Genomic DNA, 16,106 nt, shown 5'->3' on the forward strand with positions numbered 1-16,106 from the left:
AATGACATCCAAGTTTATTCATCGACCGGTTCTGTCGATTGTCATCTCTATTCTCGTCACTTTTATAGGGCTGCTGTCCCTAACGCGGCTTCCGGTGACTCAGTTTCCGGATATTGCTCCGCCCGAGGTCAATGTGACGACAAAATATACTGGCGCCAATGCGGAGGTTGTAGTCAAGGCAGTGATAACCCCTCTGGAGAGGGCGATCAATGGCGTGCCCGGCATGGCCTATATGTCATCGGTCTCCGGCAATGACGGATCAGGCGAAATTCAGATTATTTTCAAGGCCGGAACGGACCCGGAAGTTGCCGCCGTCAATGTCCAGAACAGAGTGTCATCCGTGCTCGACGAATTACCTGCGGAAGCGATCAAGGCAGGGGTGATTGTCGAGAAAGTGCAAAACGCGATGCTTCTGTATATCAACGTCCTGAGCTCGGATCCATCGCTGGATGAAAAATTTCTTTATAACTTCACCGACATCAATGTTCTGAAAGAACTCAAACGGATCGATGGGGTCGGATTTGCCGAAATCCTGGGGTCCAGGGAATATGCAATGCGCATCTGGCTGAAACCGGACAAGATGCTAATGTACAACATTTCGGCGGCTGAAGTCATTGACGCGTTGAAAGCGCAAAACGTGGAAGCCGCACCGGGAAAAGTCGGCGAGAGCTCCGGCAAGAAAGCTCAGGCACTTCAGTATGTCCTGAAGTACACGGGCAAGCACAACACCCGAAAAGCGTACGAAAACCTCGTCCTGAAAAGCAGGGAGGATGGCGAAATGCTGCGCGTCAAAGACATAGCCGAAGTCGAATTCGATTCGCAGGACTATAACGTGCTTTCCAAGGAAAACGGCCGTCCGTCCGCTGCCATTTTGTTAAAGCAGCGTCCGGGCAGCAATGCCAAGGAGGTGATTGAAAATATCAAGAAGACCATGGCGGAGATTAAAGCGACGTCCTTTCCTCCCGGCATGGACTATACCCTCAGTTATGACGTCTCCGAATTTCTGGATGCTTCCATTCATGAAGTTCTCAAAACCCTGGCCGAAGCCTTCGTATTGGTCGCGTTGGTGGTGTTCGTCTTTTTACAGGACGTGCGCTCGACCCTGATACCGATCATTGCCGTGCCGGTATCCCTGGTCGGCACCTTTTTCTTCATGCAGATCATGGGCTTTTCGCTGAACCTGATCACGCTGTTTGCGTTGGTGCTTGCAATCGGTATCGTCGTGGATAACGCGATCGTGGTCATCGAAGCCGTGCACGCCAAAATGGAGCATAGGGCCCTCGGTCCCCGAAGAGCGACCGAACAAGCGATGCGCGAGATCAGCGGCGCGATCATTGCGATTACGCTGGTCATGTCGGCCGTGTTTTTTCCGGTCGCCTTCATGGAAGGCCCGGAGGGGATTTTCTTTCGGCAGTTTTCGCTGACGATGGCCTTTTCGATCATTCTCTCGGGGGTGACCGCCTTGACCCTGACGCCGGCGCTTTGCGCGCTGTTCCTTAAGAATATCGATCATGCCGAAAATCATAAAAAATCGGGACTGCAGCGGTTATTTGCGGGGTTTAACCACTGGTATAACGGGTTGTCCGATAATTACAAAAGGCTAATTAATGCGATCGCGAACAGACGGCTCGTCACTTTCGGACTCTTGCTAGGATTCTCCGTCGGCGCCGGTTTGATTGGGGCGTGGGTTCCAGCCGGTTTCATTCCCGAGGAAGATCAGGGCACCATCTACGCCAATATCACCACGCCGACGGGAGCGACGCTTGAGCGTACAGAAAAAATATCGGATGAAGTTCAGCGCGTTGCCTCGGGGCTGGATGCTGTCAATTCAGTTTCCAGTCTGGCCGGCTTCAGCCTGCTTTCTGAGGGAACCGGAGCGGTTTATGGCATGAATCTGATCAGCCTGAAAAACTGGGATCAACGGACGGCTTCCGATAAGGACATCATCCACGTGCTCGAAGAAAAAACCCGGCATATCAAGGATGCCAGTATCGAGTTTTTCACGCCGCCGCCGGTACCGGGTTACGGCAACTCCAGCGGCTTCGAAATGCGTTTGCTGGACAAAACCGGTTCGGGCGACCTTCAGCAGTTGCAGTCGGTGGCGGATGCCTTAGCAAACGAGCTCAACAAGCGGCCCGAGATCGTGAGTGCGTTTACCACGTTCAACGCCGGTTTTCCGCAGTTCCTTTTGCATATCGACGGCGACAAGGCCGCGCAAAAAGGCATTACCGCCGAGAACGCGATGAGCACCCTGCAAACCCTGATCGGCAGCGAATATGCGACCAACTTTATCCGCTTCGGCCAGTTGTACAAAGTGATGGTGCAGACCCTGCCCGAATACCGCGCCCAGCCCGACGATCTGATGAAGCTGTACATCAAGAACGCTGCCGGCAAAATGGTGCCCTTTTCATCCTTTCTTCACGTTGAGAAAGTGTACGGGCCGGAGCAGGTGACGCGCTACAACATGTACACCTCGGCGATGATCAACGGCCAGCCGGCGCCCGGCTACAGCAGCGGGCAGGCGATCGCCGCGATCAAGGAAGTGGCCGCCCAAAAATTGCCGAAGGGGTTTGGCTACGATTGGGCCGGATCATCCCGCGACCAGGCGCAGGCAGGCAACCAGGCGATCTTTATCTTTCTGATTTGTCTGTTGTTCGTTTACCTGCTTCTCGCCGCGCAATACGAGAGCTTCCTGTTGCCGCTGCCGGTGATCCTGTCGCTCCCGATAGGCATTTTCGGAGCCTTGTTTCTGCTGATGGTGATGGGGCTGGAAAACAATATCTATGCGCAAATCGCGATGATCATGCTGATCGGGATTTTGGGCAAGAATGCGATCCTGATCATCGAGTTCGCGACCATGCAGCACCGGCTCGGAAAAACGCCGCTCGAAGCCGCCATCGAAGGCGCCGCGCTCAGGTTGCGGCCGATTTTGATGACTTCGTTTGCCTTCATTGCCGGCCTGATCCCGTTGATGTTCGCTTCCGGGGCGGGAAAGATAGGCAACAATACCATCGGCTCGGCGGCCGCGGGAGGGATGCTTTTCGGAACCCTTTTCGGGGTCATCGTGATTCCGGGGTTGTATGTGGTGTTTGCAACGCTCGCTGACAAGTATCATCGCGACGGCAAAAAAGAAGAAATTGCTTACACTGAAACCCTCTGACATGAAATTGAAACGAAGATTTTTTTACCGCCTGATTCCTTTTCTGGTCCTGGCTACCAGCGGTTGCGGGTCATTGAATACCCACCTGTCGATTCCGGAAAAGGAGATACCGGCAAGTTTCCCCAAGCAAAAAAACGCGGCATCCGTCGCAAACGTCAATTGGCGACAGTATTTCGCCGACCCCGTTCTGGTGCAGCTGATCGATGCCGCGATCAAAAACAACATCGATTTGCAGGTGGCCTTGCAGCGCATCGAGATGTCGCGTTCCAGCGTCAAGCTGGCAAACGGCGCCCTGCTGCCGAAGGTCGGCTTGGCTGTGGGCGGCGGCGTGCAAAAATTCGGCCTCTATACGATGGACGGCGCAGGGAATGCGTCTACCGAAATCACGCCGGGCCGAATCGTTCCGGAAAATTTGACCGACATCTATGTGGGGCTGCAGGCATCGTGGGAGGTCGATGTCTGGGGCAAGCTGCGCAACCAGCGCAAGGTGGCGCTCTCGCAATATCTGGCGACGATGGAAGGCACACATTTTGTGATTTCGAATCTGGTGGCCGATGTTGCGATTCACTATAGCGAATTGCTGGCGTTGGACAATACATTGGAGATCATTCGGGCGACCCTTCAAAAACAGCAGGAAGCCCTGGATGTCATCAAGATCCAGAAAGAAGCGGGCAGGGCAAATGAACTGGCCGTGCAGCAATTCAAGGCACAGTTGCTGGAGTCGCAGACATTGGAAAAAAATGTGCTGCAGCAGATCAGCGAAACGGAAAACAAAATCAATTTTCTCTTGGGGCGCTATCCGCAGCCGATAGAAAGGAAGAAGGAAATTTTGTTCAGCGCAATTCCGCAGCAAATTTCATCGGGTCTGCCTTCGCAATTGCTGGCTAACCGTCCCGACGTGCGTGAAGCCGAATACCAGATCGAGGCCAGCAAGTTCGACCTGGAAGCGGCGAAAGCGGCCTTCTTCCCGAATTTCAACATCACGGCGGCCCTGGGGTTTCAGGCCTTCAATCCCGAGTTTTTATTCACCTCGCCGGCATCGCTGGCCTATTCGCTGATGGGGACGCTGGTCGCCCCGCTGATCAACATGAATGCCTTGAAGGCCCAGTTCAACACCGCCAAGGCGAACCAGCTGACCGCCATGCACAACTATCAGAAAACCATTCTGAACGGCTATGTCGAAGTGGTCAATCAACTGTCCATGATCGAGAATCTACAAAAAATCCATTCTGCAAAAGAGCGGCAAAGTGTTGTGTTGAAGAAATCCGTCGAAACTTCGAAAGAACTGTATAAAACCGCCAGGGCCACTTATCTGGAGGTATTGATTGCACAACAGAGCGCGTTGCAAGCCAATCTCGAGTTGATCGACGTGATCAAGCAGCAACGGCTAGCTGCGGTCAACATTTACAAGGCATTGGGAGGCGGGTGGCGGTAAAATCCAGAGGGTTGCTAATTCAGGGAACGGGATAAATTGGGAATTGCTGTACTGGCATCAAAAATAGCGGCCATTGATCCAATAATGCACCGCGATGCTGGCGAAATAGCCCAGCAAAATGACCGGCATCCAGCGCATATGGTAGCCGAAGGTGTAACCCTCCTTGATCTGGCCGAGCAAACCGACGCCGGGAGCCGAGCCGATCGCCAGCAAACTACCGCCGACACCCAGCGTCAAGGTCAACAGCAGCCATTGGCCGGGCGGAATATCAGGATGCATGGTCAATACCGCAAACATGAGTGTGCCGTTATCGATAAACGCAGATGACAGGCCGATCGCAATATTAGCCATTGTCGGGCTGATCTGTCCATAAAGGAAATGCGCAATCGCATCGAGGTAACCGATGAAGCCCAACGCCCCGATGATCATCATCGCGCCGTAAAAAAACAGCAGCGTATCCCATTCGATGTTGCCTACATTCTTGAAGACATCAAAATCCTGCTTGCTGTTCTCTCTCGGAACATCCAGATGAAAGAACTTGTAAACATAAGCAAATTCGCTCGGATTTTCCTGCGCCGTCTTGGTCAGAAAAAAACAGTAAAACTGCAGCAACGCCAAACCCGCCATCATGCCGGCGGCCGGTGGAAGTTCCAGCGCGACGTTGGACCAAACCGTAATGATCAGCGTCACCACGAAAAGAGACATAACCCACCAGCTGCCGCGCAGAAGATTGATCGGACACATTGAGGCAGCCGGCGTTTCCTTAGGAACAAAAAAGTGCATGATCGATGCGGGCACCAGAAAATTCACCAGACAAGGCAGAGCGATCGAAAAAAACTCGGTGAAATGCAGGATTTTATGTTGCCAGACAAACAGCGTCGAGATGCCGCCGAGGGGGCTGAACGATCCGCCGGCGTTGGCCGCCACGACGACATTCACGCAGGCCAAACCGACGAATTGTGGTTTGTTTTTGCCGACTGCGGCGGCTACCGCGCCCATGATCAAGCCCACCGCCAGACCGCTGATCACGGTCGAAAGACAGAATGCTAGAGCGCCGGTAATCCAGAACAGTTTGCGGTAACTGTATTGGCGGCTCAGCAGCCAAATCCTGAGGCCGTCGAAGACGCCGCGTTCCTCCATCGCATTCAGGTAGGTCATCGACACCAGGATGAACAACAGCAATTCGACATAGGCGAGCAGGTTGCTTTCAAACGCCAGCGCCGCGATCTTAGCTTCGCCATGCATGGCATAGTAAATGCAGATCGCAAACCAGACGATCGCCGAGCCCAGGACCATCGGCTTGGATTTGCGCAATTCGATCACGTCTTCGGCCATCGCGACCACATAAGCGCATACCGTAACCAGCACCGAAAGATAGCCGATGAAATGGCCTGTTAAATCGAGCTTTGGGACCGCGCTGGCGGCTGCCGCTTCTTCGCCGCCGAGAGCAACACCAGGTAACAGAAGAGAAAACAGAAGAATGAGAAGTGAATTCATTTATGCATCAATGCAAGAAGTAAAAATGCCAGCCCATCAGGGCTTGCAGCCGCTTGGAATTATTCGGCGTAAAAAGTTATAGCTACTGCGCCGGTATGCGCTAACCGACGAACATTATACCTGGAATTTTTCGTCAATCAGCCTTGATTGACGCTTGAAAACCGAAACGCCATCCCTCCATTGCAGCTGGTGTGGCGGCTGGCATTCACGCTCCCGACTGGCGCTTCTATTTGGGGATCAAGGAAACTAAAATTTTGTCAATGCGCGAGCCGTCCAGGTCAACAATTTCAAATTTCCAATCCTCTATTTCGCAACTATCCGCCAATTGCGGCAGCCTTTCAAAGTTATGTAAAATCATCCCGGCCACGGTATTGTAAGCATGGGCCGATTCGCCTGGAAATTGTCCGCTCATTCCGATCGCCGATTTGAGCTGGCTGATGGGCAAGCCGCCGTCGACCAGCCACGAACCATCGGCGCGCTGCACCACTTCAAAAGCGGATTTCGAAGAAAGACGCGGGAATTTACCGACAATCGCGGTGAATACATCCATCAAGGTGACCAGTCCCTCGATATCGCCATATTCGTTCACGATCAGCGCCAAATCCGCACCGGCTTCCCGGAAATGCTCCAGCAGATGGATCAGCAGCATCGATTCTTGCACGTAGAGTGGCGGTCTTAATCCTTGTTCGATGTTGAATTCAGGCTTGCCCAACGTTTTTTTTAACAGATCCCCGCAATGCAGGATGCCAAGCACCTGTTCAAATCCGCCCCGGCAGACGACGATTTGCGTATAAGGGCAATCTTCGATTTTACGGCGCAGTGTATCGGCGGCCTCCAAGCTGTCGACGACGAAGATGTCTTGACGAGGCACCATGATCGCGCCGACGCGGACTTCGTCCAGTTTCATCACATTGTCGACTAATTGGCTTTCGCTGGCGTGGAATATGCCGGATTCGGAACCCATTTCGATCAGGAGGCGAATTTCTTCGTCGGATACGCTGTTTTCTTTGACTCGGTTTAATCTAAATAATCTGAGCAGCAGATGACTCGAAGCAGACAGCAACCAAACCAGAGGGCTGACCAACAAGGCCAGCCCTTGCATCGGTTTTGCGATGCGGGCGGCGATGCGTTCAGGATTTTGCAGGGCTAGGCGTTTAGGGATCAGTTCTCCGAGCACGACCGAGAAATAAGTGATGAAGGTCACGGTCAAGACCAGAGCCAGCGTTTCCGCATAAGGTGCCAGCCAAGGGATTTGCGCAATCGCCTGATACAGCGGCGCTCGTAACACTTCCTCGCCGAATGCGCCACTCAAAATCCCGACCGTCGTGATGCCGACCTGTACGGTGGACAAAAAACGGGTGGGTTCTTCGTGTAGCTTGAGCGCGGCTTTGGCGCCCAGGCGTTTTTCGGCGATTAATTTTTGCAAGCGTGCCCTGGTCGATGAGACGACAGACATTTCCGACAACGAGAAAATGCCGTTCAGCAGGATCAACAAAAAAAGCAGGCCTAGATTCGCGTAAAAATCTTTCACATCGTGACTATTGAAAATTGAAATCTCATCTCTACTTTGCCACCAACGCTGTTGGCAGAGTTCAATCTACCATAGAATTTTTCGTTTCTTATTTATCGAGGCACGGAAGTATTCGTCCATTGGTTTATCAAGAGGCCGTCATTTTTGAGAAAAAGCGCTTGCCGTTGCAACGGGGCGCATAAGACGCAGGTGCTGAATTACCTGAAAGAGAAGGGAATGTGCTTGGATTTTCCGGTCAACTGTGGCCGCTATCCGAAAGCAACGGTTGAACAATGCGTAACATCAACCCGTCATACGTGTTATAAATATCCCCAAAAAAAGGAACGCTGCTATGGACTCAAGCTTACCCGGCAATTCATGCCATGATTGCAGACTAACCAATATTTGTTTGCCGCACGGACTGCAACAAAACGAAAAAAGGCAGCTTGCCAACATTGTGAATAACAGGCGGCCCTTGCATGTCGATGAATTTCTGTATTTTCAGGGCGGCGAATGTGAAAGCCTGTTTGCCGTTAAATCAGGCTCTTTTCGGAGTTTCATGGTAAATTCGGAAGGCGTCGAACAAACCATTGGCTTTTATTTGCCGGGGGAGTTGTTGGGTCTGGATTCATTGCAATACGGCCGCTTCACCTGTTCCTTAATCGCATTGGAAACGTGTTCGGTCTGTGAGTTGCCGTTATCTCGCCTGACCTCGCTATGTTCTGAAATTCCCGGCCTGCCGTTTCAGATGATGCGGGTCCTGGGCAAGGAAATTGCCTCCGATCACGATAAAATTCTGGCGCTGGGACATCGTTCCGCTCGGAGCAGAATCGCCGGCTTTTTGCTGACCTTATCAGGACGCTACGATGCGCTTGGGTTTTCCGCTACGGAGTTTAATCTGAGCATGCGCCGCCACGACATCGCAAATTTTCTCGGACTGACGAATGAAACGGTCAGTCGGCAATTCACGGATTTAAACAAACATGGCGTCATCACCGTTAAGCGGCGAGGCGTACTGATCAATGATCTGAATGCACTAAGATCGATCGTTGAAACCGGTTCGGCCGCTCCGTGCTAATTCCGGTACCGGATTGATATTACCGCTTCAATGGCATTGATGCGGTAATATCTGATTTTTCGTCGGTAAACGTTTATTTTTGCATTGCCGGCGCAGAACTTGAGCCGGCCGGTTTATTTGGACCTTTACCCATGTCGCCACAGGCAGCCAAGGTGACGAGGGCGAAAACGACCAAGAACAATTGACTTACAGTTTTCATAACTTTTCTCTTTGGAATGGATGAATACGGCCTTCTTCTCGGGGTCATCGACGGTCGGAAGAAAACTGGGTCCCTTAACGGGTGAAGCCATTGTTACACCTTTTCCAAATCGAAAATTGATCTGGATCAACAATACCGCAAATAGTCGACGATTCGTCCTGCATAGTCGCATTAGGCCATATGTAGGTGAACGACTGCAAATGCTTTTTACCCCGTCATGAAAGAGAATGATAGGCTTTTGGATAGATGAAGAAAGGGTGTATTATCAGCACATTAGCTAAATTTCTGAAGCGATGGAGGACAAAAGCCGAATTGTTAAAGTCGAAATGATTGCGTTTTAAAGCCCTAGTCAAATTGTCCTATTTTGTGGAGTTTAATAATGAAAAGAAGAAAACAACACGAACAAAAAACAGGAAGCTTTTTTAACGGAGGACCTAATTTAATTTTACGATCAGCCAAGCTGTTTGCGTGCCTATTGTATGCGCTGATGCTGGCCTTTGTCTTGCAGCAGCCGGTCTTTGCGCATCGCGGGGATCTGGATGATGTCGACCTGTGCAGGATCAAGATCGGTAACGAATGGATACATTTTGCGGCTTATACGCCGACACTATCCGAAAGTAAAAGCTATTGTAAATCGATCCCTAAGCTGGGCATGACCAACCTGGTTTTTGACTATGAAGGCAAACAACTGCGTCATGTCAGCATCGAGTTTGAAGTGACCAAGGAACCGGAAGGAACGCGGGTTTATTACCGGCCGCCGAGCACAACCAAGACCGGCACGGTTGAAGGCAGCGTCGATTTCAACCAATTCGGCCCCGGCGATTATCAGGCCCATGTTACCCTGATCGAGAATGACCAAAAAGTCGATACCCACATTCCTTTTTCGGTCGGCATCGAGGGCGACGAATCTTTTGACAACCTCAAAAAAAACTTGTTCACGATCGGAATCTGCGTCGTGATTTTGTATTTGTGCTACCGCTATGCGCGCGGCAAAGGCGATGAGCCTAAAAATGCCTGAACGAACCGCGTTTTTGTGATACACCGTGATCTTAGTTGATAGGATCGGCGGAACCAATGGAGGTGTCGCCTATCCTATCGTACAAATACATCTTATGGGCTTTGCGCTTAACGTTAAGATCGGATGACGGGTCAGGTTTTCGAAATCGCGTCAATTTCTAGTTGTCTGTTATCGATATATAGCATTTGTCCTTCTTAGGAGGTCGAACAGATATGAACTCTCCCATATATCCGGAAGACTGGCCGGATCTGGACAAGGCACTCTACCTACGTTCGATCAAACTCTTCAGCGCCGTCAAAAACTTGCTCAGCGTCAAACTAGAACTGTATGCCGACACGAAAGTGCTGCAAGGCGATATTTTTCTATTCAATCATTTCTCTCGCTTCGAAACCTTTATCCCGCAGTTTCTGATTTACGAAAACACCGGAACTTTCAGTTGCGCGATCGCCTCGGGCGAGTTCTTCAAGGAAAAGAATATGCTGTCGAACTATCTGCAACATGTCGGCGTTTATCCGCACGACCATCCGCGTTTATTCGCGATGCTGGCGGGACAGATATTGCGTGGACGCAAAGTCATTATTTTCCCGGAAGGCGGGATGATCAAAGACCACCGTGTCATCGATAAGACAGGCGAATATAACATTTATTCGCGCATGACCGGACACCGGCGCAAACTGCATACCGGAGCCGCGGTGTTGGGGCAGGGTGTGGAAGCCATCAAAGTGGCTATACGCCATGCTTTTGATGAAGGTCGGCTTGAGCGTTTGCTGCACTGGCAGGAGCAGCTGCAATTCGACAATCTGAATGAGCTGTTGGCAGCTGCACACAAGCCGACGGTGATTGTGCCTGCCAACATTACGTTCTACCCGATCCGCGCTTCGGAAAACCTGTTGTTCAAAAGCGTCGAACAGATCTCGGGCGGCTTGAGCTTACGCCAATCGGAAGAATTGCTGATCGAAAGCAACATCCTCCTCAAAGACACCGATATGGATATCCGGATGGGAAAACCAGTTAACCCCTGCTGTGTCTGGGACTGGCGCACCCATTTCATCATGAATAAAGTGGCGCCCGACATTGAAAAATTAGACCATGTATTTAAATTAAAAACGGATGCAAAAAACTGGAAGGAGCGGCTGCTGGAGCATTATTTCATCAAAAACGCGCAATGCGCGCGCGATCAATACATGAAAGAAATTTATGCCAACCTCACGGTCAACATCAGCCATCTGGCCTCCACTTTGATTATGAGTTTGATTGGCGCCAAACGGCGGCAAATTGATAAATGTCGGTTTTATCTGGTGCTCTATGTGGCGATCAAGCATCTGCAAAAAAACACCGATATCCATTTGCACAGCAGCCTGTTGAATCCGGACGACTATGGCGGTTTGCCGCACGGCGTCAGCACCCGTTTCGAACAATTTATTTGTTTTGCGAAGCAAGCGGAACTGATCGCCGAACGGGATGGCTGCTATCACTTTTTACCCAAACTCTGCGAGGATTACGATTTCGACAGGATAAGGCTGGAAAATCCGATCGCCGTCTACAACAACGAAGCCGCGCCGCTACGCACGGTGCTCGAAGCCTTGCTAGCGTCCGATGCAGAAAGTCGCGGTATTGATCCCTACCGTTTGGCCGCCTGGCATTTCGAAGACGAACAGTTGAGCCTGGCTTATGAACGGCAAACTTATGCAGATCATAGTAACGGAAACATGAAGCATCAGGAAACGGCCACTGCCGATCCGTCGCCATTTTTTATCCAGCCGAGTGAGCCCAACGGCTTCGGTATCTTATTGATCCACGGTCTCTTGGCCAGCCCCGCCGAATTGCGGGAATACGGCCGTTATCTGGCCGACCAGGGTTATACGGTGCTGGGCATCCGGCTTAAAGGCCACGGCACCTCGCCCTATGCCCTTCGGGATGCCAGCTTAGAACAGTGGTTCGGAAGCGTGCAAAAAGGCTTTAATATCCTAAAGGTTTATTGTTCCAAATTGTTCGTGATCGGCTTTTCGACCGGCGGGGCACTGGCGCTGAAACTGGCAGCGGAAAAGCCTGCCGAAATGATCGGACTGGTCTGTATATCGGTGTCGATAAAATTCGTCAATCCAGCTTTCATGCTGGTGCCGCTACTGTATAACGCCAATGCATTGGTGCGCTGGGTTTCCTCGTTCGAAGGCGTCAAGCCTTTTATCGAGCATGCGCCCGAACATCCCGACATCAACTACTGGAATATGCCGGTCAGGGCTTTATACGAACTGCGCCGCCTGATTCATCAATTGGAATCGCTGTTGCCCAGTATTGCAACGCCGACGCTGGTGATGTATGCGGATCAGGATCCGGTGGTGTCGCCGCAAAGCGCCGAAATCGTTTTTAATAAACTCGGCACTACGCACAAGGAGTTGCACCCGATAAAATCCGCTAAGCACGGCATCTTAACGGAGAATATCGGAAATAGCTGGGCCGTGATCGATGGCTTTTTAAGTCAATATCGTCACAATCATGTCGACGAAGCGATAACGCCGCGATTTTAGCAACCGAATGTCATAGGCGGTTGATCAATTCGTAGGACAAACAGAGCTGATGCATGCACAGCAAAGCTCACACAGGCGCGACTTCTCTCGGTGCGCGTACTTGCACAGAGGATTCAATTGATAGTTATTTGTGACGCCGTTATTTCGTTCAAATAAGGCCTTTTAAAAATAGGCGTGGGTTCGCCGTTCAGCCTCGTCAATGCCGCCTCCAGTGCATGCCGGTCAAATGCAGGCAGCATCTGGCCATTGGCCTTTTCAATAAGCGTTAACGCCGCGGCGTAGCGCTGATCTTGCGTCATCGTTTCGCCTTCAAGGTCGGGATGCGCTTCGATGTAAAGCGTATCGTCAAGCCATCCGACCTTGATCGGCTGCTTGACGATATAAACCGGCGTTCCGACCGGCACCGATTGGTATAACGCCTCGATATCCTCCGGGTACATGCGAACGCAACCATGCGTAATCTGCATGCCGATGCCGTAGATTTTGTCGATGTCGGTGCCGTGGATCAGATAGCCGCCGGGAATGTCGAGATGCATCATGTAGGCCCCGAGCGGGTTGTGAGGTCCGGGCGGCACCACCGCCGGCAAAGGATCGCCGTTCGCCGCGTGTTCGCGGCGGATCGATTCCGGCGGGTGCCAGGCGGGATCTTTGACTTTTCTGACGATGCGGGTCTTGCCGAGCGGCGTTTTCCAGTCCTGCCGGCCGATGCCATGCGCATAAGAAATGACCTGAGGCGCTTTGCCTTTCTCAGCCGGCGGATAGTAATACATGCGGTATTCGGCGATATTCAGGGTGATGCCGTCGCGGGGCGTATCCGGCAGTATCCGCCGGTTCGCCAAACGAATGACTTCGTCCTTTTTGATATGCCAGCGATCGGTATCGGGATTCAAGCGCACGATTTCCGTTTGTCCCAAATTAAAGCGCCTGGCCACGTCGAGCAAGGTTTCGTTGTGTTCGGCGCGGGTTAACGAAAAACTGTCATCGAATTCGGTAATGACGCTATCGTTGCCGTTCGCCGGCAAGTCATAAGTCGTTGCCCAGGCTTTGCAATTCAGAGCGGATAACAAAGTCAAAAAAGCCAATGCGGCGGAAATTTTCATGAAGAATATTTTGGAACTCATGAGGGATTAAAAAGCAGGGAAAGACTATTTTCCGGAAAAGGAAAGCAGTGCCTGACGGCTATCGGAAATTTCGATAGAATGCCAATCAGTATATACTAATATTTAGATGTATGAAGCGAAAACGAAGGCGCTTGTTGCAAAAATAAAGCCTGCCCCGACCGGTTTAAAACATCCCCGCGAAGGGCTTGACCGAAACCCATTCCCCGGCCTTTACGTTCCCCCGCTCATGCTCCAGGATGATGAACGCATTCGCCCTGCTCATCGAACTTAACATCCCCGAGCCCTGTTGGCCTGTGCTGCGGACGGTCCATTCACCGTTTCGATCCTGCTCGATGATGCCGCGCTGCACTTCGGTGCGGCCCGGTTTTTTGCGTAGGTCTTCCAGAGTACGGGCCGGAAAGACCGGAGCGATCGGTTTGTCCTGCATGCCGAGCATTTTTTCGAGCGCAGGCAGGACCACGAAATAGAAGGTGACCAGCACCGCGACCGGATTGCCGGGCAGGCCGAAGAATACCGCATTGCCGATTTGGCCGAAGGCCAGGGGGCGACCGGGTTTGATCGCGACTTTCCAGAAGCCGATTTGCCCTGAGGCCTGCAAGGCGGTCTTGGTGTAATCGGCTTCGCCGGCCGAGACGCCGCCGCTCGAGATGATCACGTCGGCGAATCGGCCGGCTTGTTCGAACGCCTGCCGCAGCGCCTCGGGCTTGTCTTCGACGATGCCGAGGTTGATTACTTCGATGTCGGGCCGATCGAGCGCGGCCAGCAGGCTGTAGCGGTTGCTGTCATAGAGCCCCGCGGCGCCCGGAGGGCTTCCTATGCTGTAAATCTCGTCGCCGGTCGAGGCGATCGCGATCCTGAGCCTGCGGCTTACGTTGACCTCCGGGATGCCGAGCGAGGCGAGCAGGCCGATGTCGGGCGGCGTCAGCCATTTGCCGGGGTGCAGGATCGTCTGGCCTTGCCGGATGTCTTCGCCGGCTTGGCGCACGTTCTGGCCGGATTTATGGCGGCTGTCGATCACGATCGCATCGCCGCGGGCTTCGACCAGTTCCTGCATGATCACCGTGTCGAGTCCTTCCGGCATCATCGCGCCGGTCATGATACGCAGGCATTGGCCTGGCTTGATTGCACCGTTGAAGACTTCGCCGGCATAGGCCTTGCCGGCAATTTTTAAAGTCCGCGTGCCTTCTGCGGGCAAATCGCTTGAATGCACGGCGTAACCGTCCACCGCCGAATTGGTCTGCGCCGGCACATTGAAACCGGCGGTGACGGCTTCGGCCAGCGTGCGGCCGCGCGCTTTTTCGATAGCAAGGCGCTCGTAGCCGCCTGCGACCGGTACGGCGGCAAGGATGCGGGCCAGCGCTTCGTCGAGCGGAATCAGGCCGGGTTCGTCGATGTCGTGGCAAGTCGGTTGGGTCGTGATCATTTGCGTGTGCTGGGCCCTGTGATCGGGATGCCGTTGCTCAGGTAGCTTAAAAAATATTCGAGATTGCGGAGGACTTCGCTGTCTGCGGGCGGCGCTTCGGCCTTGATTTGGGCCAGGCATTCGCGAAAACGCCGGTGCAGCGTGCCCATCTCGCCCCATTTGAGCCGATAAGTCGGCCAGTTAGTGGTGTGGCCGAGCGAGGCGCTGAGGATTTCCGAACGGATGCGTTTGCCGGCATTCTGCACATGACAGGTCGCGCAGGCGAAATTCAGCTGGCCGCGCCGTGTGTAATAAAAATCCTTGCCTTGCCGATAGGCGGCCAGGGCGCGCGGGTCGTCTTCGGGGATGACGGTGGCCATCGTGTTGCCGCGCGAGGTGTAGGCCATGTAGGCTAAGAGTTGGGTGATCTCGCCTTTTTCGGCGTCCAGCGCCGGTTCACCGTTGCTTGCGCGGCAATCGTTCAAAGCCGTGGCGAGGATGACGACTTCGCCTTTGGACTTATCCCAGGCGGGATAGCGATGCGCGATGCCGATGCCTTTGTCCGGAAAACAGTCGGCATAATGGCGGCCGGTTTGCGGAAACGGCGTGTTGAACAACTTTTCGCCTTGTTCTATCGCCGCTTCATAAGGCGGAAATTCTTCGATCGCGCGCCAGGACTCGCGTGCGACCGGGTCGATCGCATAGGCGCCGTTCGCGTAGTCGCTCAATTGCAGCTGCGGGAAGAGTTGGCGGTAATGGTCCCTGAATTGTTGTTGGTCCTGCTGCGGGTTTGCCTGCACGGGGTGGGCAATGAACAACAAAGGTGCAAGATGCCAGACGCAAACTTTAATTGAGGACATGCTCTTCGCTGTCCCGGTTGCCGAGATTGTCGACCCATTCGATTTTGATCCGATCGCCCGGTTCGCCGCCTTTCAACATGAACGCAAAATAAGGGTCTTTCGAAATGCTGGCGCCCATCTGGCAATTCACGATCACTTTTCCGTTACGGCTCATTGTCAGTTCCTGGATGTGATGCGCCGGAATCAACTGATTCGTCTTCGGGTCCTTGTTGCGGCCGGTTTCCATCGGATGGCTGATCAAGGTTCTGATCTGGGTCTTGCCGTTTTCGCGCTTGCTGCGGATCTTGATGCTCGACAT

At 52.8% G+C, this 16,106-nt stretch carries 11 protein-coding genes; 5 read left to right on the forward strand and 6 right to left on the reverse strand.

What is annotated here, in order from left to right; translation table 11 throughout:
* The first annotated feature begins 1 nt into the window (after nucleotide 1).
* Both METLA_RS0102450 and METLA_RS0102455 read left to right on the forward strand, forming a co-directional pair.
* Nucleotides 2–3,160, forward strand: coding sequence for an efflux RND transporter permease subunit (locus tag METLA_RS0102450; protein WP_024297043.1), 3,159 nt, complete (start codon nucleotides 2–4; stop codon nucleotides 3,158–3,160).
* A gap of 1 nt (nucleotide 3,161) precedes the next feature.
* A complete protein-coding gene (locus METLA_RS0102455) occupies nucleotides 3,162–4,595 on the forward strand; it encodes an efflux transporter outer membrane subunit (RefSeq protein WP_024297044.1) in 1,434 nt (477 codons plus the stop codon).
* 57 nt (nucleotides 4,596–4,652) lie between these two features.
* Here METLA_RS0102455 and nhaD read toward each other — a convergent pair whose 3' ends face one another.
* Nucleotides 4,653–6,092 carry a sodium:proton antiporter NhaD gene (gene nhaD, locus METLA_RS0102460; RefSeq protein WP_024297045.1) on the reverse strand — a complete coding sequence of 480 codons (1,440 nt, stop codon included), beginning with the start codon at nucleotides 6,090–6,092 and terminating at the stop codon, nucleotides 4,653–4,655.
* Between the two features lie 226 nt (nucleotides 6,093–6,318).
* Nucleotides 6,319–7,623, reverse strand: a complete 1,305-nt coding sequence (locus METLA_RS0102465; RefSeq protein ID WP_024297046.1) for a hemolysin family protein — start codon at nucleotides 7,621–7,623, stop codon at nucleotides 6,319–6,321.
* A gap of 436 nt (nucleotides 7,624–8,059) precedes the next feature.
* Here METLA_RS0102465 and METLA_RS0102470 point away from each other — a divergent pair, with 436 nt between their 5' ends.
* The 3 genes from METLA_RS0102470 (at nucleotide 8,060) to METLA_RS0102480 (ending at nucleotide 12,425) form a co-directional block, all read left to right on the forward strand.
* Nucleotides 8,060–8,680 (forward strand): helix-turn-helix domain-containing protein, encoded by a 621-nt coding sequence (locus tag METLA_RS0102470; RefSeq protein WP_245598716.1) that lies wholly within the window; start codon nucleotides 8,060–8,062, stop codon nucleotides 8,678–8,680.
* Nucleotides 8,681–9,258: 578 nt separating this feature from the next.
* Nucleotides 9,259–9,897, forward strand: a complete 639-nt coding sequence (locus tag METLA_RS0102475) for a hypothetical protein (RefSeq protein ID WP_029646338.1) — start codon at nucleotides 9,259–9,261, stop codon at nucleotides 9,895–9,897.
* 212 nt (nucleotides 9,898–10,109) lie between these two features.
* Nucleotides 10,110–12,425: an alpha/beta fold hydrolase gene (locus METLA_RS0102480; RefSeq protein ID WP_024297049.1), complete on the forward strand. Its 2,316-nt coding sequence runs from the start codon at nucleotides 10,110–10,112 to the stop codon at nucleotides 12,423–12,425.
* A 113-nt stretch (nucleotides 12,426–12,538) separates the two neighbouring features.
* Here METLA_RS0102480 and METLA_RS0102485 read toward each other — a convergent pair whose 3' ends face one another.
* The 4 genes from METLA_RS0102485 to soxZ all read right to left on the reverse strand — a co-directional run bounded on the left by METLA_RS0102485 (nucleotide 12,539) and on the right by soxZ (nucleotide 16,106).
* Complete coding sequence (locus tag METLA_RS0102485) at nucleotides 12,539–13,546, reverse strand: L,D-transpeptidase family protein (protein ID WP_425411734.1); 1,008 nt, start codon at nucleotides 13,544–13,546, stop codon at nucleotides 12,539–12,541.
* 163 nt (nucleotides 13,547–13,709) lie between these two features.
* Complete coding sequence (gene moeA / locus METLA_RS0102490; protein WP_024297051.1) at nucleotides 13,710–14,969, reverse strand: molybdopterin molybdotransferase MoeA; 1,260 nt, start codon at nucleotides 14,967–14,969, stop codon at nucleotides 13,710–13,712.
* Nucleotides 14,966–15,808 (reverse strand): sulfur oxidation c-type cytochrome SoxA, encoded by an 843-nt coding sequence (soxA, locus tag METLA_RS0102495; protein ID WP_024297052.1) that lies wholly within the window; start codon nucleotides 15,806–15,808, stop codon nucleotides 14,966–14,968. Before soxA ends, moeA begins: the two co-directional genes overlap by 4 nt.
* A complete protein-coding gene (gene soxZ, locus METLA_RS0102500) occupies nucleotides 15,795–16,106 on the reverse strand; it encodes a thiosulfate oxidation carrier complex protein SoxZ (RefSeq protein WP_024297053.1) in 312 nt (103 codons plus the stop codon). Before soxZ ends, soxA begins: the two co-directional genes overlap by 14 nt.

It is taken from the genome of Methylomicrobium lacus LW14 (assembly GCF_000527095.1).
Taxonomy (GTDB): Bacteria; Pseudomonadota; Gammaproteobacteria; order Methylococcales; family Methylomonadaceae; genus Methylomicrobium; species Methylomicrobium lacus.

Excerpts from the sequence above, each read along its gene's own strand:
- METLA_RS0102475 (WP_029646338.1), top strand. The coding sequence starts at position 9,259 with ATGAAAAGAAGAAAACAACACGAACAAAAAACAGGAAGCTTTTTTAAC.
- soxZ (WP_024297053.1), bottom strand. The coding sequence starts at position 16,106 with ATGTCGAGCATCAAGATCCGCAGCAAGCGCGAAAACGGCAAGACCCAG.
- soxA (WP_024297052.1), bottom strand. The coding sequence starts at position 15,808 with ATGTCCTCAATTAAAGTTTGCGTCTGGCATCTTGCACCTTTGTTGTTC.
- METLA_RS0102450 (WP_024297043.1), top strand. The coding sequence starts at position 2 with ATGACATCCAAGTTTATTCATCGACCGGTTCTGTCGATTGTCATCTCT.
- moeA (WP_024297051.1), bottom strand. The coding sequence starts at position 14,969 with ATGATCACGACCCAACCGACTTGCCACGACATCGACGAACCCGGCCTG.
- METLA_RS0102485 (WP_425411734.1), bottom strand. The coding sequence starts at position 13,546 with ATGAGTTCCAAAATATTCTTCATGAAAATTTCCGCCGCATTGGCTTTT.
- nhaD (WP_024297045.1), bottom strand. The coding sequence starts at position 6,092 with ATGAATTCACTTCTCATTCTTCTGTTTTCTCTTCTGTTACCTGGTGTT.
- METLA_RS0102480 (WP_024297049.1), top strand. The coding sequence starts at position 10,110 with ATGAACTCTCCCATATATCCGGAAGACTGGCCGGATCTGGACAAGGCA.
- METLA_RS0102455 (WP_024297044.1), top strand. The coding sequence starts at position 3,162 with ATGAAATTGAAACGAAGATTTTTTTACCGCCTGATTCCTTTTCTGGTC.